This window comes from Sulfuricella sp. (assembly GCF_035531155.1).
GTDB lineage: Bacteria > Pseudomonadota > Gammaproteobacteria > Burkholderiales > Sulfuricellaceae > Sulfuricella.
This window is the reverse complement of sequence record NZ_DATKTK010000056.1, coordinates 260,862-279,849: the sequence shown is the minus strand read 5'-3', so window position 1 is coordinate 279,849 and position 18,988 is coordinate 260,862. Positions and strand designations below refer to the sequence as shown.

19 protein-coding genes and 1 pseudogene are annotated in these 18,988 nt (G+C 56.1%); all 20 read right to left on the bottom strand.

Annotation, left to right across the window (positions count from 1 at the left end):
• Window positions 1-78 precede the first annotated feature (78 nt).
• Window positions 79-309: a hypothetical protein gene (locus VMV64_RS13695; protein ID WP_325331257.1), complete on the bottom strand. Its 231-nt coding sequence runs from the start codon at window positions 307-309 to the stop codon at window positions 79-81.
• Window positions 310-482: 173 nt separating this feature from the next.
• Window positions 483-1,148, bottom strand: coding sequence for a hypothetical protein (locus VMV64_RS13690; RefSeq protein WP_325331255.1), 666 nt, complete (start codon window positions 1,146-1,148; stop codon window positions 483-485).
• On the bottom strand, window positions 1,145-1,558 hold the full coding sequence (locus VMV64_RS13685; RefSeq protein ID WP_325331253.1) for a hypothetical protein: 414 nt from the start codon (window positions 1,556-1,558) through the stop codon (window positions 1,145-1,147). The genes VMV64_RS13690 and VMV64_RS13685 overlap by 4 nt, the downstream gene beginning before the upstream one ends.
• A 116-nt stretch (window positions 1,559-1,674) precedes the next feature.
• Window positions 1,675-3,648 carry an AAA family ATPase gene (locus VMV64_RS13680; protein ID WP_325331251.1) on the bottom strand — a complete coding sequence of 658 codons (1,974 nt, stop codon included), beginning with the start codon at window positions 3,646-3,648 and terminating at the stop codon, window positions 1,675-1,677.
• Window positions 3,641-3,982: a hypothetical protein gene (locus tag VMV64_RS13675; RefSeq protein ID WP_325331250.1), complete on the bottom strand. Its 342-nt coding sequence runs from the start codon at window positions 3,980-3,982 to the stop codon at window positions 3,641-3,643. The genes VMV64_RS13680 and VMV64_RS13675 overlap by 8 nt, the downstream gene beginning before the upstream one ends.
• Before the next feature lie 430 nt (window positions 3,983-4,412).
• Entirely contained in the window at window positions 4,413-5,021 is a 609-nt protein-coding gene (locus VMV64_RS13670) for a hypothetical protein (protein WP_325331247.1), read from the bottom strand.
• A 570-nt stretch (window positions 5,022-5,591) separates the two neighbouring features.
• On the bottom strand, window positions 5,592-5,918 hold the full coding sequence (locus tag VMV64_RS13665) for a HigA family addiction module antitoxin (RefSeq protein WP_325331245.1): 327 nt from the start codon (window positions 5,916-5,918) through the stop codon (window positions 5,592-5,594).
• Between the two features lie 13 nt (window positions 5,919-5,931).
• Window positions 5,932-6,213, bottom strand: coding sequence for a type II toxin-antitoxin system RelE/ParE family toxin (locus VMV64_RS13660; RefSeq protein ID WP_325331243.1), 282 nt, complete (start codon window positions 6,211-6,213; stop codon window positions 5,932-5,934).
• Window positions 6,214-6,253: 40 nt separating this feature from the next.
• A complete protein-coding gene (locus VMV64_RS13655; RefSeq protein WP_325331241.1) occupies window positions 6,254-7,600 on the bottom strand; it encodes a tyrosine-type recombinase/integrase in 1,347 nt (448 codons plus the stop codon).
• Between the two features lie 355 nt (window positions 7,601-7,955).
• Complete coding sequence (locus tag VMV64_RS13650; RefSeq protein ID WP_325331239.1) at window positions 7,956-8,222, bottom strand: hypothetical protein; 267 nt, start codon at window positions 8,220-8,222, stop codon at window positions 7,956-7,958.
• 473 nt (window positions 8,223-8,695) lie between these two features.
• Window positions 8,696-9,757, bottom strand: coding sequence for a chemotaxis response regulator protein-glutamate methylesterase (locus VMV64_RS13645; RefSeq protein WP_325331237.1), 1,062 nt, complete (start codon window positions 9,755-9,757; stop codon window positions 8,696-8,698).
• 68 nt (window positions 9,758-9,825) lie between these two features.
• The gene (locus VMV64_RS13640) at window positions 9,826-11,541 is read right to left on the bottom strand and encodes a GGDEF domain-containing response regulator (protein WP_325331235.1); all 1,716 of its coding nucleotides are present in this window, start codon (window positions 11,539-11,541) and stop codon (window positions 9,826-9,828) included.
• Window positions 11,541-12,131 carry a chemotaxis protein CheD gene (locus VMV64_RS13635; protein WP_325331233.1) on the bottom strand — a complete coding sequence of 197 codons (591 nt, stop codon included), beginning with the start codon at window positions 12,129-12,131 and terminating at the stop codon, window positions 11,541-11,543. The genes VMV64_RS13640 and VMV64_RS13635 overlap by 1 nt, the downstream gene beginning before the upstream one ends.
• A 2-nt stretch (window positions 12,132-12,133) precedes the next feature.
• Window positions 12,134-12,946 (bottom strand): protein-glutamate O-methyltransferase CheR, encoded by an 813-nt coding sequence (locus VMV64_RS13630; protein ID WP_325331231.1) that lies wholly within the window; start codon window positions 12,944-12,946, stop codon window positions 12,134-12,136.
• A 35-nt stretch (window positions 12,947-12,981) separates the two neighbouring features.
• Window positions 12,982-13,314, bottom strand: coding sequence for a CZB domain-containing protein (locus VMV64_RS17440; RefSeq protein ID WP_414718901.1), 333 nt, complete (start codon window positions 13,312-13,314; stop codon window positions 12,982-12,984).
• Window positions 13,315-13,431: 117 nt separating this feature from the next.
• Window positions 13,432-13,848 (bottom strand): annotated as a pseudogene (locus VMV64_RS17435) (methyl-accepting chemotaxis protein); the annotation flags it as partial.
• 219 nt (window positions 13,849-14,067) lie between these two features.
• Window positions 14,068-14,628, bottom strand: coding sequence for a chemotaxis protein CheW (locus VMV64_RS13620; protein ID WP_325331227.1), 561 nt, complete (start codon window positions 14,626-14,628; stop codon window positions 14,068-14,070).
• Between the two features lie 23 nt (window positions 14,629-14,651).
• Window positions 14,652-16,658 (bottom strand): methyl-accepting chemotaxis protein, encoded by a 2,007-nt coding sequence (locus VMV64_RS13615; protein ID WP_325331225.1) that lies wholly within the window; start codon window positions 16,656-16,658, stop codon window positions 14,652-14,654.
• Between the two features lie 105 nt (window positions 16,659-16,763).
• Entirely contained in the window at window positions 16,764-17,330 is a 567-nt protein-coding gene (locus VMV64_RS13610; protein WP_325331223.1) for a chemotaxis protein CheW, read from the bottom strand.
• Between the two features lie 11 nt (window positions 17,331-17,341).
• Window positions 17,342-18,964, bottom strand: coding sequence for a methyl-accepting chemotaxis protein (locus VMV64_RS13605; RefSeq protein WP_325331221.1), 1,623 nt, complete (start codon window positions 18,962-18,964; stop codon window positions 17,342-17,344).
• Window positions 18,965-18,988 lie beyond the last annotated feature (24 nt).

The following is an 18,988-nucleotide window of genomic DNA, read 5'->3' as shown; positions in this document are numbered from 1 at the left end:
CCGCATTTACTCAATGGCGCAGCGGTTCACTTGGTTATTTTCTCCATGCGTAAATTAAAACCGCTTGGCTACTTGAGACTACTGGACACAGTCGAATACATAGTTTCTATCCCAATAGTCGGCCTTGCTGGCCATCCTGGCGAACCGCTTATGTTTCGCGCACTCGGCATTTGCCAGTGTCTGCGCATCGCCTGCGTTCATGGATTGAGATTCAACAATCACACTACGCTCATTCGAGCTAACAACATTCGATGCGCAGCCAGCAAGCGCGATGGTGACAAAAAGAAATGCGGCGATTGGTTTCTTCATTGAGCGCTCCGAGTTGTTTGGAAAATTCAACTACGCAAACAGCATACGCCACTTAATTAGACACGTCCTTGCACTGGCGCAAAAACTCATTCACCTCTCGCACCTGCTCCAGCCACTCACTCGAGCGCATCCCGTGTTTTGTTGAGTTGGCAGCACTAGCGGCCTTTCCTTCCTCAGTCTTTGGCCCGGTGGATTGCTCCCACGGTTTCCACTTCCTGATTAACTCCGCACGCAACCGCTTGTGTTCTGGTGTCCGGTAATAACTCATGGTTCCCCCTTGAAAGTTCGTTTGACTGATTTGGATTATTCCCGTGCGTGCGAGACTCGCCAGCCTGCATGCCGTTATTCACCTGTTGCGGCCCGTGCGAAATATTCGCCTGTTTCACGAATGCCACCGGGCGCGGGTTCTTTATCTCTGCCAGAGCTTCCAAGGTAGAGCGGCACTGTGCTTGCGCTTTGAATGCGTGCCTCAGATAGATTTCAGTTGCGGGCAAATGCTCCCCCATGTTCAATGCTGCCCGCCTCGCCAACTCGTTAAATATGGTGTCGAGCGTTGTGGCCTGCGCCGTCAAAGTGGCCTCCACGTCTGACAGGTCGCCAGATTGCACCTTCACGGCTTTCTCGCGCATCACCGCCATGGTTTCAGTTAAACCAAGCTCTCCAAATGTGCCCTGTGAAAATATCCGTGACGTGCTGGCGTTGGCGGCCACAGCAGATAATCCAAGTTCAGCCATAACGCGCTCGTCGCTCTTCCCTTCTTCGTGGCGGAGCATAAGCGTATTGGCTTTTGATGCTGCGGGTGTTTTCTTTGTCGCCGCTGTTTTCCGTATAGTTGTCATCGTTGCCCACCCCCTGCTTTATCAAGTTCACAAAAAACGTCCCGGCAATCTCTCGCCATGAATGCCACGCCACCAGCAAACCGGATGCGCTCCAGAAAGACAGACTGCTCAGGTCTTAACTTTCCTTTCTGTGCCTTCACTTCCACACCCAGCAGGCGACCATCCTTCAACTGTCCCAACACATCAGGACAACCCGGCCAGCCAAACCGCACAAACCGCTTTCCAATCCTGAATGCTCCCGAGTTCATCCTATGGCACCAAGCAACAGCCGTATGCGATTCCAGTGCCTTTAAAACCTCAGTCAGTGCGGCGGCTTCCGGTCGGTCGTTCTTTCGCCCCAATGGAAAGTCATCACCAAGTAAATCAGTCGTGCTTTCTGCTTTACAGGAAATAGGGACGGGCTTTCCCACTTTTCCCACTTTTCCCGTTTCGGGACTTTCCGGGAATGTTCCCGTTTTCCCACTTTTCCCACACTGACTATAGGAAGTGGGGGAAGTGGGAAGGGAACCGGGAACGGGCGGGGTTATTAGTGGCACCATAACCATTCTCCCTTCATTCCCATGTAACCTTTAGCCACCAATCCACCTATTGCACTTATGGCGCGGCTTTTTCGGTGTTTCGCATCGGTCGGCATCCGCTCGGCTACAATTTCCACGGCTTCGCTGTAGTCAAGGCATGGCCTACCTACTGGCGCGCCTTCCTTGCCTATGTGCGACGATTTGCGCAGTGGTTCACCTAACACATCGAAAGCTATCTTCTGATTAGCGCCTAGTGTGGTTCGCCTCGCTTTCATTCCTTCGTCTGATTCGTCTGGAACGGCCACGCATGATGTTATTTCCTCGCCCTCATCATCATTGCCCACTGGCACAATCTCCAGCTTGAACGGGTGCGCATCGCCGGTCACATCGTCTTTAGACTTGGCCACGCTCCACGCTCTACGGGTGTCGGAATTAATGACTTCAATCGCGCCATCAAGCGCAGCATATAAACTCGAATGCCCGCGTAATCCCTTGGTTGTGTCCTTGCCTGTGTGGTGAACCAACAGCACCATTCCACCCGTCAGGCGTTGCAGTTGCTTGGCGGCGGCGATAAGGTTGCCCATATCCACGGATGAATTTTCATCAGCTCCAGGTGCGGCACGGTTCAGGGTGTCGAGTATCACCAAGCCACCAGCACCACCACCGGCAATTACCGCCTTGGCCAGTTCTGGCACGTCATCACTCAGCAAGTCGAAAGGTTGCGTAATAAATTGCAGCGCATCCGGCACGGGCTTTTTATAATGCAGGCTCCACGCTTTAACGCGCTTCCCCATTCCCGCTTCACCCTCAAGGCAAACGTAAGTCACCGGGCATTGATTAACACGGCGGCCAAACCATTCATAATCACCACCAGCAACAGCGCACCCTATATCCAACATTAAAAAACTCTTGCCGCTTCCACTGGCACCAAAGAGCGCGGCCAACCCTTCCACCGGCAGCACACCACGCACCATCCAGCGCATCGGCGCGGAGTTGCATAGGTCAGCACCAGAAAGCAGCTTAAAACGCATAGACGGGGCTTGTGGTCGCTCTAGCAAGGCGGCAAGGGCTTCGCTCCCTTTCTCGGCGGCGTAGTCGTTTGCATCGTAGTTGCTGGGCTTGTTATCGGGCATCGCCATCCACTGGCCAGCAATAGCGGCGGCGATTGTTGCGGCCTGCTCTTCCTTGCCACGGTCAGGCACTACCACCAGACGGGCGGCGGGATATTTAGCACGCAATACCTTGCCCACTGCCATCATGCGGCCAGCACCGAAACACACCACGGCGGCGGCTCCGGTTGCCTTATTCGCCGCCCACGCTTGGCCGATTCCCTCGCAGATAAAAACCCGGTCGGTTATATCGCCCACGGTGAAAAACCCATCATTGAACGATGCACCCGGCAGGTTTAACTTGTCGCCACCATCAGGCGGGATAAATTGCAGGGTTTGCAGGTCGGCACCGCTCCAGCATGGGGCCACCAGATAACCCGCCACATTCTGGCCACGAATTACTAGCGGTTCAGCACTGGCCGGATAGACTTTCATCCCGTCCGGTTTCCCCTGTTTCCGATAAATGTAACCATCGGCAGGCGTTGCGGATATGCACCTGTTCCAGACTTCCACCGGATTCATCCCTTGGGGCGTTTTAACGGGCCTTGCTGGGCTTGGGGTAGGTTTGGCCGTGGGAATGCTTGGGCGCGTTCCTTTGGCGCGTGATTTGGCGGGGTCTTGCCATCCTTGCGCGAAGGCCATGCCGTAAAGTGTCGCGGGTGTCACACCACCAGATTCATTAAACGATTTCCAGACGGCGCGGCACTCGTTTTCACTCGCATAGTTACCAGCGGATGCGCTCCAGTGGTGGAAGTCATCAAACCCTAATCCGGCAGCCTTTGCACCCATGCCAGCCTTCACCCAATCCTCACGCGGGCAACCTGCATCGAGATGGCGAAGCGCAGCGCGGGCGCGGTCAATTTCGTTAACCATTTGCGCCACCTCCGAAAACCGCCTGTATTGTTTTAGGGGTCAGAAAATAGCGGCTAATTGCACGGGTCGGACACCCCTTTGTTGGCGCGGGTATCTCGAACGATTCCACCGGCCAACCCAGCCCCTTCAAGGTGAAAACAACAGCGGATAATCTCCAACTTCCGGTTATCTGCTCAAACTCAGGATGAATGAAACTTTGCCCGTTTAACATCATGCTTAAACAGCGGGCGGGCAATGTGTTCGGGGTGGGGTAAATTGGGTTAAAATCAGGCTCAGGCAAGAACGATGTTTGCTTAAACCCGGATGATGCTTGGCGGCTGTCCGGGTTTTTCATTTGGAACCGCCTTCCAACAGCGCACGGATTTCAGCAACAGGCCATGCAAGGCGGGAATTGATGCGAATAGGACGGATAGGGCCTTTTTCTGTAGAAGCCCAAGACCTCATTGTTTGCGGCTTGCGGTTCAGGTAATAAGCGGCTGCTTCCGTGTTGCATGTGGGGCGGGTAACTTGCTCCAACGGTGGAAATGCTTGGTCTGGCCAGTGGGCGGCGGCGGCTTCTAGCGGTGGGAGTGTTTGAGCGGTTTGCATTTGGAGCCCTTCTTTTACTGTTTAAGAAGTCTCCTATTCTTGTAGTGGGAATTTTCCCCACGCCACACAAACAAAAAAACCAGCAACCCCATATGGGTACTGGCTTTAATCAGTATCAATCAACAGTGGGGAAAGCCTTGTTTATATGTTTCCCAGATTTCCCACGCCCCCCACAGTCATTTTGATTTGTTCGCCCACCATTTTCCCGCCTGCAATGCTTCACGCTTTACAGTGTTCGCGTTGTCGATAATCCCACGCGGCCCCACAATTCCATGCTTCTGCATTTCCTCCATAACGCGATTGGAATAACCGTCCAGGGAGTCCCGGCAAATATTGGCCGTGTCTCTATTAAAACATTCACCGGCAATCACTCGGGCCTGTGCCGTCCAATGGTCACCATTCCGGCTTGGGTCTGTCTCGGCTTCCACCTTCTCGGCGGCTTGTGGCGCAGCCTTGGCTAATGCCGATAACTCGGGCGGAATTGCAAAGCCAACATGAGCGCACCATGCCGCAAACTCATCTAGTCGCACCTCGCACTGATACCAATTAGCCATATTTAGAATGCAGGGCGTTGGAAAGTGTGTCCGGTTTGAAGCGTGTTTATTGAATATAGTTAGGCGGTCGTTAAACTCTTCGCCTTCATTGAAAGGGTGCGCTTCGTCGTCTTCGCTGTCGGTTTTAATTTTCCCCGGCTCGATATTCAGCGAAAGGGAAACAGCTTCCCATTCTTTAACTTCGGGCATCAAACGCCATTTGTTCCAGCGCGGTAATCTTTTGTTTTCCATGGTGCGCATCCTTTCCAATGCTCTTTCAATTCAGGAACCCCCGTCAGGCCGGTGAAAGTGTCCGGCTCTTCGCCCGCTAAAGCTAGGCGGGGGTTTATCTCATATTCTTCAGGCTGCCCTATTTGGTTTGCCCTTAGAAATTTAGCTTACCTGATATGTGCCAGTAGATAAGGATTACGCCCATAGCAGCTACAAAACAAAAGTTCTTTATCCATATCAGGTGCTTTTCAATTCTCAGCAAAGTTGCATCAGTAAGCTCACTCATTTTTTCCTCCTTTTTCACCCTCGCATGATTTAACGCTGGGTTTCCCCTGCTTTCACCTGATACCGTCAAGCGCGGTTAATCATCAACAGCTAGGCCCTTCGTATAGCCCTCAATCTTTAGCGCGGCGGCCACTGCCATGTGTTGATATATCTCGGCAGGCCAGTAGTACATATCCCCTGTAGCCGAATCCTTGAGCCACTTAGCGGCCTTGTGCTCTGACTGGTCAATCAGGGTTTTTATTTCTTCCTTCGTGGGGTTCCTTACGGGAATCACAGGTATTTCTCCTATTCAATGGCCTGATACCGTCAGGCGGCGGTCAAACTCTGCTCCACTGGTGCGCGTTGAACATGCAACGGCGCGGCCTTGAGCCGCTGCTCAGCCTGCCACACGTCATAGGCGCTTTGTTCTGCGAGCCATAGACGGGCTTCGCCACCACGCTCCACGCCTAGCCATGCCTCGATGCGTAAGGCCATTTCAGGTGAGATAGCGGCACGGCCATTCAGCACACGGGAAAGCGTCACGCGGGCAACGTCCAATTGTTGCGCGGCCTCGGTCACGGACAGCCCCAGCGCGGGCAACACGTCGTCGCGCAGGGTCAAGCCGGGATGCGGCGGATTGTGCATTTTTCTCATGTTCGATTTCCTTTCAGTGATAGTCGAGATAGTCCACCAGCACGGCATCCGTGCCCTCAAACGTGAATGTCATTCGCCAGTTGCCGCTAACCCATACCGAAAAATGTCCCTTCAGTTCTCGCCCCTTCAACGGATGCAAGCCCCAACCCGGCAGGTTCATACCTTGGGCGTTGGTCGTTTCGTTCAGGCGTCGCAGCATGGCAGCCAGTCGCGGGGCATGGGTGGGCTGAATACCGGCCACGCGCCCCTTCTCGAAAAAGGCTTTCAGGCCCTTATGCCGGAATGTCTTAATCATGTTTTATTGTATCCCGTAACGCCTCACGACTCAATATAGATTAACTCTTCACCAATTGCAAACCCGCTTGCACTGGCACAAATTTAATCCCGGCCTGCTCCAGAATCCACGCTTCAATTTTGACGTGCCACAAGTGCAACAGGTCGAGTTCCCGCTGTATGTAGTGCTTTTCTGCAATTGCGCTGGGCTTGTGTCCCATGATTTGCGCAACGATTCCGGCAGGGACTTCCACCCACTCGGACAATGTGCCAAAGGAACGGCGTAGACCATGCAGGGACAGGGCGGGAAGTGCGGCGGCAGCCAGTGCCTTGTTGTGGGGATTGCGTGGCTCCTCCAGCCTTCCAGATTTGGCGGTGGGACTACTGAAAACAAACCCATTACGGCGCGGCAATGTGGCTATTAGATGTTCCACAAAGGGCGTCATCGGTATGGTGCGCTCGCCTTCCACCTTGTCGCGGATGGTCAAACTCTTCCACTGAAAATCCACATCTTGCCAGCGTAGCGCGGCCAGTTCGTTACGGCGTGCCCCGGTCAATAACAGGCATTGCAGATAGGCGGCGATTACCGGATTTCCAACCTTTTGCACCGCCTCAAACCATGGCTGAATTTGCGCTTTTCTCAGGCTGTCGTTCTTTTTGACTTTAGGGGTGGGCACCATCTTCTTCACATCATCGGCCTGGCACGCATCGGGATGCACGGCAACGCGGTATTTGTCTTGCTTGGCGCACCAAGTAAGGAAGGCACGCAAGAAGCGAAAGGCTTTGGCGGCAGATGTAGGGGCTTGCTTTACCTCTTTTTCCATCCATGCGCCCACGGCTTTTGCGTCGAGGTCGGCAAGGCGCAGGGACATAAGCGGCACCAACATGCCGGGGCGTGTCGTTTTCCGTTCGTTCGGGCGGCGGCCTCGGGTGCGCTTCACTCCACCGGCTTGCACAAAGTATTCATGATGCGCTTTATGCCTTTCGCCCCATTCCGGCTTGCCGTCAACGATAGATGCGGTGCGGTCGGCAATATAGACCTTCCATGCTTCGGCAACAGTTACGGACTCACTTACCTGTTTCTGTACCAGCGCAGCGGCTTCGGCATCCTGGGCGGCTTCAATATCGGCTTTTACTTGGCGCGGGTCATTGCCGTTGTCTATCAGCCTTTGCAGGCGGCGGGCTTCGACTTGTGCTTCGTCAATACTCCATGCGCTAACCTTCCCAATCGTTACGCGCATTGATTGGCCCTTAACCTTGGCTTGGAAAATGTAACGCTTGGCAGTTGAAGCGGCAGTTGCACGCACACCCAAACCGGGCACTTCGGCGCACCATAGGAAGGCTTGCGATTTGCCTTCATCACACTGAAAGCCTGCAATCCGTCCGGCTGTTAATTTCACCTTTGCCATGATGCGCCCCTTCTTTGTAACCGATTTGTAACCACATTTTCAGTATAGCGCGGAATACTTATCAACACAACGAACAGGGGTAAAACCGCTAAATCATTGTTTTATGAGAAATCATGCTGGCTTTTGGAATGGCAATCAACAGGGGGAAATGGCTTTATTCTCCCCCTCCTAAGGGGTAGGTCGGACGTTCGATTCGTCTCTGGGGCACCATATAAAAGGATGTTTGCGATAGCGCTCGCTAACATTTATGCTGAAAAAACGGCACAAAACGGGTGGCGGCGGCACAAAAAAGTCACACCGGGTAAAAACTACTCGCTAGCCGCCTCCTGCGCCCTCACCCACTCCTGCAGTCCTCTCAATTGCTCGGTGCTTTCGCCGCATCGCTGCCGTCGAATGCCTGGTTCGCTTCGAGCAATTGGTCATAGGTGGTTTCCGCCGCCGATTCATACTCCTTGATCGTTGCCCCGACCTCAGTCAGCCGGGCAGCCGTGGCCGCCATGTCATGCCCCTCGACTTCGGCCAGCACATCCGCAATCGGCCGGGCAGCGCTGCGAACCAATTGTTCGTCAATCTCGGCTATTCTGGCGGAAAGCAGTGGCTTGCGCGCCGAGTCCGTTTCCACTCTGTAGGCAATTCGTCGGGCGACTGCACGCCGGCACGACGAACCAACTCCACCAAGCGTTCGCGTTGCGATGATAACGAAACCGACTTAGAAGCTGCCCTTAATAAATATCGTGGGATGCGTTGCTGCCAGAAAGCCCGGCAGCTAGGCGCGCGACGCGAGTCGTAGCCGGGCCTACGATGCCAAGGAGCGCCAACCCCCATCCCAACCTTCCCCCGCGGGCGGGGGAAGGGGCGATCGCCTCCCCTCCCGCTTGCGGGAGGGGATTGAGGGGAGGGCTGACGCTGCCGGGCTTTCTGGCAGCAACCCTTCGGGACGTCGGCATTTGGCCCTCCGGCTATGTCGCGGCTCTCTTGTTTGGAACAACCAAACGGCGCTTCACCGCTTCGCGCCGGAGGGCCAAATGCCATAGTCGCACCCATGATATTTATTGAGACAGCTTCTTATAATCCAGCCCAGTTTGGCGTGGGGGATCAGCCGTTGATGATCTCCCCGGGAATCGCCGACAACGGGACGATTTTCTCCGCCGCGCCGCGTTTGATGGCCTCTTTGGGCATACCGAATACCACGCACGAGGCTTCATCCTGGGCAATGGTGCAGGCGTTGGCCTGGCGCATTTCCAGCAGCCCTGCCGCGCCATCGTCACCCATGCCGGTCATGATGATGCCCAAGGCGTTTTTACCGGCCACCTTGGCAACCGAACGAAATAACACATCCACGGATGGCCTGTGACGGTTCACCAGCGGCCCGTCAACCACTTCGACAAAATACTGCGCCCCGCTACGCCTGAGCACCATGTGCCTGCCGCCCGGCGCAATAAGCGCGCGCCCAGGAAGTACGCGATCGTTATTTTGCGCCTCCTTGACCTCGATCTGGCTGATACCGTTGAGTCGAGCGGCAAATGCTTCCGTAAATTTTTCCGGCATATGCTGGACGATGACGATACCGGGACAAACACGTGGCAACGCGGTCAGCACGACCTCCAATGCCTGCGTTCCTCCGGTGGATGTCCCGATAGCAACGATGCGTTCCGTGGTTTGCGCCATGGCCTGGCCGCCGCCGGCAGGCAGAATGGCGTCGGCGTTGAGTTTTGGCGCCACCTTGAGTAGCGGCGCAGCCACCATGCGTCGAACATTGGCGTGTGATGCCGCCTTGACCGCACCCACAATATCCGAGGAAGAGTCTTCCAGAAAGCGTTTGAGCCCGATCTTGGGTTTGGTGACAATGCTGACGGCTCCGGCGGCCAGCGCCTGCATGGTCGTCTCCGCCCCCTTTTCCGTCAGGGTGGAACAGATCACCACCGGCGTTGGACGTTCGGCCATGATCTTTTTCATGAAACTGATGCCATCCATGCGCGGCATTTCAACGTCCAGCACGATCACGTCGGGCCATTGACGGCGCATGTGCTCCATCGCAAAAATCGGGTCGGAAGCGGCGCCTATCACGTGGATCGCGGGGTCGTCCTCCAGCAGGCCGGACAGCACCTGCCTCACCACCGCCGAGTCGTCCACGATCAGCACGTTGATTTTTTTCATTAGATGCCTTTTATTTGGCGCACAGCCTACTGACGTTCGCACTCAGGCAAATGCAGCGCAGCAACGAATTAGCATCGCCCGTTCAGTAAGGTGGTGGCATCTTCCACTGTCAGTGGGCGCGAGAAGAGGTATCCTTGCACCTCATCGCAACCGTGCAGATTCAAAAACGAGGACTGCGCCTCCGTTTCGACCCCCTCCGCAATGACCTTGAGGCCGAGGCCGCGCCCCAGAGCAATGATCGCTTGCACAATCGCACCGTCGGCATGCTGCCCAGAATCGATATTGCTGACAAATGACCGGTCGATTTTAAGCTTGTGAATCGGAAACCGCCTCAAATAGCTGAGAGAAGAGTAGCCCGTGCCGAAATCGTCGATGGCCAAACCGATTCCCAGCGCTTTCAGATCGGTCAAAGTGGCGATGGTTACCTCCTCGTTATGCATGGCGATATTTTCCGTGATTTCCAACTCCAGCCAGCTCGGATCTGTTCCACTCTCTTTCAATATATTGCGGATCGTCCCGACCACATCAGGCTGCTGGAACTGGATAGCCGAAAGGTTCACCGCGACTCTTATTGGGCCGATTCCCGCATCCTGCCACGCCCGCGCCGTTGCGCAGGCAGTGCGTAGCACCCACTCCCCCACCGGAACGATCAAGCCGGTTTCTTCCAGCAAGGGAATGAACTGTGCGGGGGAAACCAGTCCATGTTCCGCATTCTGCCAGCGAAGCAAAGCCTCCATGCCAATGATGGCGCCACTGTAGAGATCGAATTGGGGCTGGTAATGCAGCAGGAATTCGTTCTGGCTCAACGCCCGGTGGAGGGCATTCCCCATGCTGAACAAGCTTTCATGCCCCGCGCTCATTTCGCGGCGGTAAAGCCGATACTCGCCCATCCCCGCGGCCTTTGCACTATAGAGGGCGATCTCGGCATTTTTGTAAAGCTGGTCGGGTTGATGTCCATCTATTGGATAGCGGCTGCCCCCTATGCTACAACCCAGAAACAGCTCGTGACCACCGATCTCGAAGGCCTTGAGGAAGGCGTTTTGAATAGCCGCAACCGCGCTTGCGATGCGGCTTTCATTCCCTGCATCAGACACCACGACGGCAAAGCCGTCCGCGCCAAGCCTGGCGACAAAAGCATCCTCACCCAGCGCGCCGCGTAGCCGTTCGCCGACTTCCTGCAGCACCTTGTTGCCGATAAGAATACCGAGCGTTCTGGTGATTTGGCGAAAGCGGTTCAGATCCACAAGAAGAACCGCAATGCTTTTCTTCCCTTGCTCCTGGCCAACCAATGCGCCGAGATACTTGAACAGGTGATCGCGGTTCGGCAGGCCGGTAAGCGTGTCATAAAAAACCAGGTGCTCGATGCTGGCATGCGCCGCCCGAAGATCGGCGCGCGCGGCCGCCTCCCTGAGTTCCCGCTCGATAACGGGTGCCAGCCGCACCAGGTTGTCTTTTTTGATAAAATCGGCCGCCCCTGCGCGCATCGCCGCCACGGCGGTCTCATCCGGAATCTCTCCAGAAACAATGACAACAGGGATATCCAGCCGGCTTTCCTTCACAATCTCCAGCGCCGAAATCGAGTCCAGTTGCGGCATATTGTGATCGCAAATAATCAGATCCCACGGCCCTTCTTCCAGCGCCTTCCTTAGGGTGGCTTCCGTTTCCACCCTCCGGGAGGCCACGTTGATCCCATTTTCGTCCAGTTCATGAAGGGTAAGCGCCGCATCGACTTCCGAATCCTCCACGAACAAAACGCGCAACGTACCCCGCAAGATATCCATCATCACCCCTTCGCTCCGCGAATCGAACCCGCTCCATCCATCAACGCCCTCGCCGGCAATATCTCGTAAACCGGGCTATCCTCACTCATATCGAATTGGGAAGGGAGCGCGGCCGAATTCTGCCTGACCCAGACGTCGCCACTCCAGATGTCGAAAATGATTCGGCGATGGCCAACGCCGCCCAAATCCTCGGCCTTGATCTTGAAACCATAGCGCTCGACCAGTTCCCGTCCCACCAGGACATTTTTGCACGGAACGTCCTTGCAGCCCCCGCCCTGCCTGTTTTTTGGGAACATATTACCCCCGCCGAACAATTTCACTTCATATTCGGCTGGAGAAGTTCCACTTTGCCGGATCTCCTGCATGAACAGCGCCATCGCGTCCTCCGCATAACGCCCGTCCAGGGTGTCGCTGCGCTTTCCAGCCCGGCTCGGCAAGAGATAATGGCACATGCCGCCGATTTGCAAACCTGGATGCCAAATGGCAATTGAAACGCAGGAACCCAGCAGGGTACGAATGCGCGTACTTTTGTCGCCGAAATAAAAGTCGCCCGGGTGCAGGAAAATTTCGATGATATGGGCGGGTTTTTTCATGTTTACGGCTTCCGGTATACGGAAGGCTTCACCACCTGCATCCGGTCGAAAACCCCGTTCAGGCTTTCGGAATGACCGATAATCAAGTAGCCCTGCGGCTTGAGCGTATGCCACAGGCGTTCGACCACCCGGCGCTTCGTTTCCGTATCGAAATAGATCATTACGTTGCGCAGGAAAATCACATCGAATTCCCCGACACCGGGAAGATCGGCGTTCAGATTGACCTGCTGGAATCGCATACGGCTTTTCAGCCTTTGGTCTATCAGGAAAGTCCCTGCCTGGCTCTTCACGCCCTTCAGGCAGTAATTAACCAAGTGCTGCCGCGGAAGGTCCTTTGCTCTTTCCATGAGGTAATGCCCGGAACGTGCTTTCTCCAGCACCCGGCTGCTGATGTCGGAGCCGAACACCTCCCAGCTTTCCTCGCCCAGGCAATCCGCCAGGGTCATGGCAATACTGTAAGGCTCCTCCCCGCTGGAACTGGCCGCGCTCCACACCCTGAAAGGGCGGTTCCGCGCAAACTGGGGAAGAATTTGCTCGCGCAAGAATTCAAAGTGTTTCGCCTCGCGAAAAAAATAGGTTTCGTTGGTGGTCAGCAGGTCAATGGCGGTCTGGAGTTCCGCAGGATCTTGACCACTGGAAAGAAAGCGGAAATATTCGCCATAGCTTTCAAGCTGGCGTTCCCTCAGGCGTTTTGCCAGCCGTCCGCTGACAAGCGCCTTCTTTCCCGCGGATAAATTGATGCCGGTGATCCCGTAAAGCAGATTCCTGAAATCACCGAATTCCCTGTCGGAAATAATCTGTTTTTGCACGTCCATCTATTATGCCCACCGCAATCTCTGCATGAACCTTGTCAGTCGTTCGCGGCGGAAACTTTTTCGCCGCTTTTCGCCATATTTTCCAGCTCCTGGAGAACGACCAGACTGGCTTTTTCCATCTTGTTTATCGCCTCGCTCCCTTCCTTGAGTTCGCCCGCCAGGAAATGAGCGACGGCGGCGACCCCCGCTTGGTGGACAATCTTGTGGGGCGTTTCGAGATTACGGAAACTGGGCAGCGAGGAAAGATTGGCTGAGCCGCTGCCGTAATACCATTTGCCGAGGCGGCAGCCGGTATGGCTGGCGAAATCCGCCGCGGTTTTTTTGGACAGGCCCATGAACACCTTGTAGATTTCGAATTTGAAAATCATGTGGTCCACCTTGACCACCTCCACAAAACTGCGCAGAGCGCTGGCGGAAATGGCGGTCTGCATATCGCGGGAAAGCGTCAGCACCTCGTGGACATCCTGCGTCGTCTTATGGCCGTCAGCGCTGAATTGGCGGATATGCACCGCATCCTTCTCCATGTTCTCCTTGACATGGCCGGTACCCTCCTGAATGTCGGAAACCAGGGCAACAATCTCCCGCGTCGCCGTAGCGGTGCGCACCGCAAGCTTGCGCACCTCGTCCGCCACCACCGCGAATCCGCGCCCATGCACCCCGGCCCGCGCAGCTTCGATGGCCGCATTCAATGCCAGCAGATTGGTTTGATCGGCGATATCTTCGATCATGTTAACGAAGCCGCTGATTTTTTCAGTGCGCTCGTGCAGATGATCCACACGCGTCACGGATGCCTGGGTGTTTTGCGACAGCTGTTCCAGGTTGGTCGAAATTTTCTCGATCGAATCGCGAACCGCGCCGAACGAGCTTTCTGCCTGGAGGGCATGTTTTTTCTCGCCTTCCATGGTCGCCGCCAGGCTGGCAAGCGAACTCTGCACTTGCAGGAAGGAATCGCCGAAGGTCTGCATGTTGACAAAAATCTGGCCGGAGAACCAATTTTTTGCCCGCTCCTCGTCTAGCTCGGTTTGCAACAGATTAGCGGTTTCAGCCTGCGAAGCCGATTGCGCCCGGCCATTTTTCTTTAAAAGAGACAACATAACGATAGGTTCCTTTACCAAATCCAGTTAAGCCAAGCGCCGCGAATCGGAAGCGCCTTCCGGGTTGAGCACGGGTTGTCCATCAGCCTTCGCATCGTCAATTCCCGCAAGAGCAGCCATTTCGTCAAAGCTGAGAACGCGATCGACATCGAGAATGATCACGAACTTTCCATCCACCTTACCCATCCCGCCGATGAAATCCGCCCTGATCTTTGCCCCGAACGTTGGTGCCGGTTCGATCTCGGAGTCCGGAATATCCATCACCGCGTTGACCGCGTCCACGATCACGCCGATATCCTGCTTCTCGCCCCCGGCTTCGGTCTCGATAATCACGACACAGGTACGGCGGGTGATTTCCGTTGGGTTGCGGCCGAATCTCACCGCCATGTCCACCACCGGCACCACCGCCCCGCGCAGGTTCACCACCCCGCGAACGAATCCCGGCATCATCGGCACCGTGGTCAATTGGCCGTATTCGATAATCTCCTTGATGCCCAGGATGCCGATGGCAAAGGCTTCTCCTCCCAGCAGAAATGTCAGGTATTGTTGCCGCTTATCAGCCATATCGGCCTTTTGTTCCGCTCGCATTAGCGCTCCCATGCTCCGCCCCTTCAGAATTTAACGAATTCGGCTTCATTGAGTACCGGGATGGCGGCAGAACCGGTTCTGACCGGGCGCCTCTCATGATGCTGGTGCGTGGCGACAGTCTTCTTCGCCTGGGCAGTGGAGGCCGCCCCACCGCCAAGCTTGAAGAACCCCATCAACTGCTGTAGCTGCTCGGCCTGGCCCAGCATCTCTTCCGACGTCGCCGCCAGCTCTTCCGAGGAGGAGGCGTTCTGCTGCGTGATCTGGTTGAGCTGGTTCACCGCCGAGTTCACTTGACCCACCCCGGACGACTGCTCTTCCGAGGCCGCAGAGATCTCCTGCACCAGGTCGGAGGTCTTGTTGATCGCCGGGACGATTTCGTCCAGCAGCTTGCCGGCTTTCTCCGCCAGTTCTACGCTGCTGCTCGCCACTTGCCCGATCTCCTGCGCTGCGACCTGGCTGCGCTCGGCCAGCTTGCGCACTTCCGCAGCGACCACCGCGAAACCCTTGCCGTGCTCGCCGGCGCGCGCCGCTTCGATGGCCGCATTGAGCGCTAGCAGGTTGGTCTGGTAGGCGATGTCGTCGATGATGCCGATCTTGTCGGCGATCTGTTTCATCGCCGATACCGTCGCCTTCACCGACTCGCCGCCATCGGTCGCCTGCCTGGCTGCCTGGGCAGCCATGCTTTCGGTTATCTTGGCGTTCTCGGTGTTCTGGCTGATCGAGGCCGACATCTGTTCGAACGAGGCGCTGGTCTCTTCCACGCTCGCGGCCTGTTCGCTTGTCGCCTGGCTCAGCGATTGCGCCGTCGAACTCACCTGCTCCGAGGCCTCGGACAGGGAGATTCCTGCTTGGCGTACATCCCCGATAATATGGGAAAGTTTCTCAACCATGCCCTTGACCGCAAACAACAGGCTAGCCGAGTCGTTTTCCGCAGTAACGACCTTCACGGTCAGATCGCCATCGGATACCTTGCGCACCACTTCGACGACATAGCTGGGCTCTCCGCCGAGCTGACGGATCAGGCCGCGCGTAATCCCAATGCCGAGGAGGGCAGCAACGACCAAGGCCAGGGCGGCTATCGCCACATTCAACAGCAATTCGTTGTGTGCCTTGTCGGCAAGCTGGGTGGCGTGCGCACTGATACTCGTGGCCACCTTGTCCTCGGCCACTTTCATGGCGTTGATCTTCTTCGTGATGGCGTCAAACCAGTTTGCCGGATCGACCCCGAAATCGCCTTCCTGCGCCTTGTCCAGGGCGACCTTGCGCATGCCATCCACCTCCCTGGAAGCGGAGCTATCCGCGACCGCATTGAGGGAAAGCTTCATTTCTTCCGAGGCCGAATCCAGAAACGTCTTGAAGTAGACGTCCTGAGAGGCCAGAACCGTCAGAAAACGGCTGTGACTCTCCGCGTCGAAACGGTTATTCGCAAACACGACATTCATCGTCGCCCTTTCCCGGCCAGCCTGCTCCTTACCCTGCAGGAACGCCAGATATGCGCTCGCCTCCTTCACGATGGCCGGATGATCGCTTGCTGCCACCACGTGGCGGATCACGTCCGTGAGCAAGCCGATCGTGTCGGTGTAATAGGTGAAGCTTTCTTTCGGTTTGACGCTGAAGGCGTTGATGCCGTTCCTGACGGCGCCGATTTTGCCCAGCTCCCCATTCGCCGCATCCAGGGACGATTTCAGTTTCCCCTGGGTCAGGCTGGCCCCGGCCTGCGCCACAAAGGACTTCAGTTCGGCCATTTTCTTGTCGGTGACCTGGCGCTGGACTGGCAGTTCGGTGGCGAGCTTCGCGCCTTTTAGGGAAATGAAGACGGCGGACATTCCCCGCTCGACCTGCAACTCATGGATCACGGCACTCGATTTCTCGGCCAGATCCACCAGCATCTGCAATTCCTTCATGCTTTCCGTGGTGCGGTACTTGGTCAGCACCCCGTCTGCGGAAAAGTACAGCAATCCCACCAGCGCAGGCAGCAGCATCAACACCAGTTTGGCTTTGAAAGAAATTCCGGATATTCCCGACTTCATTTTGGGTTCCTTAAAATAGTGCCCGGCATTTTTGCCCGGACAGTTACATAACAACTTGTTTTACAGAATTAAATCTGTGCGTTTAGGGGTGCCGCCGATTTGAACTCACGGAATATTTGCCACGACAGCCGTTTCGCCGCTACCGACATCGCCGGAGCCGGCGGCCATGAGCATCGCCATTTCGTCGACGGATAGCACCTTGTTCACGTTGAGGATGATCACGAACTTGCCGTTGACCTTGCCCATGCCGCTGATGAAATCGGCACGGATTTTCGCGCCGAAGGACGGTGCCGGTTCGATCTCGGAGGCCGGAATCTCCAGCACTTCCGACACCGCATCGACCACAATGCCGATATCGACCGCTTCGCCGTCCGCTTCGGTTTCAATGATCACGTTGCAGGTGCGCTTGGTGATCTCCGTGCTCTTCCGCCCGAACCGGGCCGAAAGATCGACCACCGGCACCACGCGCCCCCTCAGGTTGATCACGCCACGGATAAACTCGGGCATCATCGGCACCGTCGTCAACTGGCCGTATTCGTTGATTTCCTTGATGTTCAAAATCTCTATGGCGAACATCTCGCCGCCCAGCAGAAAGGTGAGATATTGGTTTTCATCTCCCGCTGCTGCAGCTACCGCCGCCGTTTTATTTCCCACTGGAACCAGTGCAGTCATGGCGGTCTCCCTTAGAAGCGCACGAATTCATGTTCGTCATCGTGATCGTGTTGTGCGTGGCCGGCGGGTTTGCTGCGTGCCATCGCAACGGCCGGTTTGTGCGCAGCCTTGGCTTTTTTGCCGCTGGCCATCGCCGCGCCCTCAACCTTGAAGAATTCCATGAGCTGTTGCAGTTGTTCGGCCTGGCCGCTCATTTCTTCCGAGGTGGCGGCCAGCTCTTCCGACGAGCTGGCGTTCTGCTGGGTGATCTGGTTGAGCTGGTTGACGGCGGAATTGACTTGTGCGGCACCACTCGATTGCTCTTCCGAGGCGGCGGTGATTTCCTGCACCAGGTCGGAGGTCTTGTTGATCGCCGGGACGATTTCGTCCAGCAGCTTGCCGGCGCGCTCGGCCAGTTCCACGCTGCTGCCCGCCACTTCGCCGATTTCGCGTGCCGCTACCTGGCTGCGTTCGGCCAGCTTGCGCACTTCCGCCGCCACCACCGCGAAGCCCTTGCCGTGCTCCCCGGCGCGCGCCGCTTCAATGGCTGCGTTCAGGGCCAGCAGGTTGGTCTGGTAGGCGATGTCGTCGATGATGCCGATCTTGCTGGCGATCTGCTTCATGGCGGCGACGGTGGATTTCACCGCTTCGCCCCCTTCGGTGGCCTGTTTCGCCGCCTGCGAGGCCATGCCGTCGGTGACCTTGGCATTCTCGGCGTTCTGGTTGATCGAGGCGGACATCTGTTCGATCGAGGCGGAGGTTTCTTCTACCGAAGCCGCCTGCTCGCTGGTCGCCTGGCTCATGCTCTGCGCCGTGGCGCTGACTTCTTCCGAAGCGCTGGAGAGGTTATCCGCCGCACTGCGCACTTCGCCGATGATCTGCGAGAGCTTGCCGACCATGTTCTGCATGGCGTTCAGCAATTGACCTGTTTCATCCTTCGAGGTCACCTCGATCTTCGCCGTCAGGTCGCCTTCGGCCAACTGGTTGGCCACGCCGACCGCTTCGTTGAGCGGGCGGGTGATCGAGCGGGTGACCCAGAAGGCAAAACCGGAACTGATCAGGATAGCGCTGATCGCCAGAATCAGGATCAACTGTTTTGCATGGCTGGATAGATCATCCGCGACCTTGCCGGCCTCCGTCATCAGGTTGGACTGGAAAACGATCAGTTCGGTTACCGCCTTGAGATAATCGCCTTGGGATTTGCGGATTTTGCTGACTAACAACTCGACGGCTTCCTGCTTTTTGCCGGCCTTTTGCAGTTCGAGGAACTGGTCGAGATCCACATTGAAAATCTTGCGCATTTCCAGCGCATTGGCCAGCACTTTTTTGCCTTCTTCAGATTTGATGGTTTTTTCCAGTTTCTCGAAGCGGTCGGCGGTGATCTTGCGTTGCTCGGGGATGCGCGCCAGTTCCTTTTGCACTTCCTCGGGCTTGTCCAGCAGCAGAACATTGCGCATGGCGCGGGCATTCACGTTAATGGCGCCGACGATATCGTTGGCCGAGACCGTCTTGGGAAATTTGTCGTTGACGATATCGCCGAGGCTGGTGCTAATTTCGCCTACGCGCATGTAAGACATGACGGAAATGACGAGCATGAGGGTGAGGGCAAACCCGAAGCCGATGGCCAGGCGGGTGCCGATTTTCAAGTTTTTCATTGCAAGTTTCCTAAAAAGTTACTG

Coding starts and splice junctions, on each gene's coding strand:
- VMV64_RS13695 (WP_325331257.1), bottom strand. CDS start 309: ATGAAGAAACCAATCGCCGCATTTCTTTTTGTCACCATCGCGCTTGCT.
- VMV64_RS13690 (WP_325331255.1), bottom strand. CDS start 1,148: ATGACAACTATACGGAAAACAGCGGCGACAAAGAAAACACCCGCAGCA.
- VMV64_RS13680 (WP_325331251.1), bottom strand. CDS start 3,648: ATGGTTAACGAAATTGACCGCGCCCGCGCTGCGCTTCGCCATCTCGAT.
- VMV64_RS13675 (WP_325331250.1), bottom strand. CDS start 3,982: ATGAAAAACCCGGACAGCCGCCAAGCATCATCCGGGTTTAAGCAAACA.
- VMV64_RS13670 (WP_325331247.1), bottom strand. CDS start 5,021: ATGGAAAACAAAAGATTACCGCGCTGGAACAAATGGCGTTTGATGCCC.
- VMV64_RS13665 (WP_325331245.1), bottom strand. CDS start 5,918: ATGAGAAAAATGCACAATCCGCCGCATCCCGGCTTGACCCTGCGCGAC.
- VMV64_RS13660 (WP_325331243.1), bottom strand. CDS start 6,213: ATGATTAAGACATTCCGGCATAAGGGCCTGAAAGCCTTTTTCGAGAAG.
- VMV64_RS13655 (WP_325331241.1), bottom strand. CDS start 7,600: ATGGCAAAGGTGAAATTAACAGCCGGACGGATTGCAGGCTTTCAGTGT.
- VMV64_RS13645 (WP_325331237.1), bottom strand. CDS start 9,757: ATGAAAAAAATCAACGTGCTGATCGTGGACGACTCGGCGGTGGTGAGG.
- VMV64_RS13640 (WP_325331235.1), bottom strand. CDS start 11,541: ATGATGGATATCTTGCGGGGTACGTTGCGCGTTTTGTTCGTGGAGGAT.
- VMV64_RS13635 (WP_325331233.1), bottom strand. CDS start 12,131: ATGAAAAAACCCGCCCATATCATCGAAATTTTCCTGCACCCGGGCGAC.
- VMV64_RS13630 (WP_325331231.1), bottom strand. CDS start 12,946: ATGGACGTGCAAAAACAGATTATTTCCGACAGGGAATTCGGTGATTTC.
- VMV64_RS17440 (WP_414718901.1), bottom strand. CDS start 13,314: ATGATTTTCAAATTCGAAATCTACAAGGTGTTCATGGGCCTGTCCAAA.
- VMV64_RS13620 (WP_325331227.1), bottom strand. CDS start 14,628: ATGCGAGCGGAACAAAAGGCCGATATGGCTGATAAGCGGCAACAATAC.
- VMV64_RS13615 (WP_325331225.1), bottom strand. CDS start 16,658: ATGAAGTCGGGAATATCCGGAATTTCTTTCAAAGCCAAACTGGTGTTG.
- VMV64_RS13610 (WP_325331223.1), bottom strand. CDS start 17,330: ATGACTGCACTGGTTCCAGTGGGAAATAAAACGGCGGCGGTAGCTGCA.
- VMV64_RS13605 (WP_325331221.1), bottom strand. CDS start 18,964: ATGAAAAACTTGAAAATCGGCACCCGCCTGGCCATCGGCTTCGGGTTT.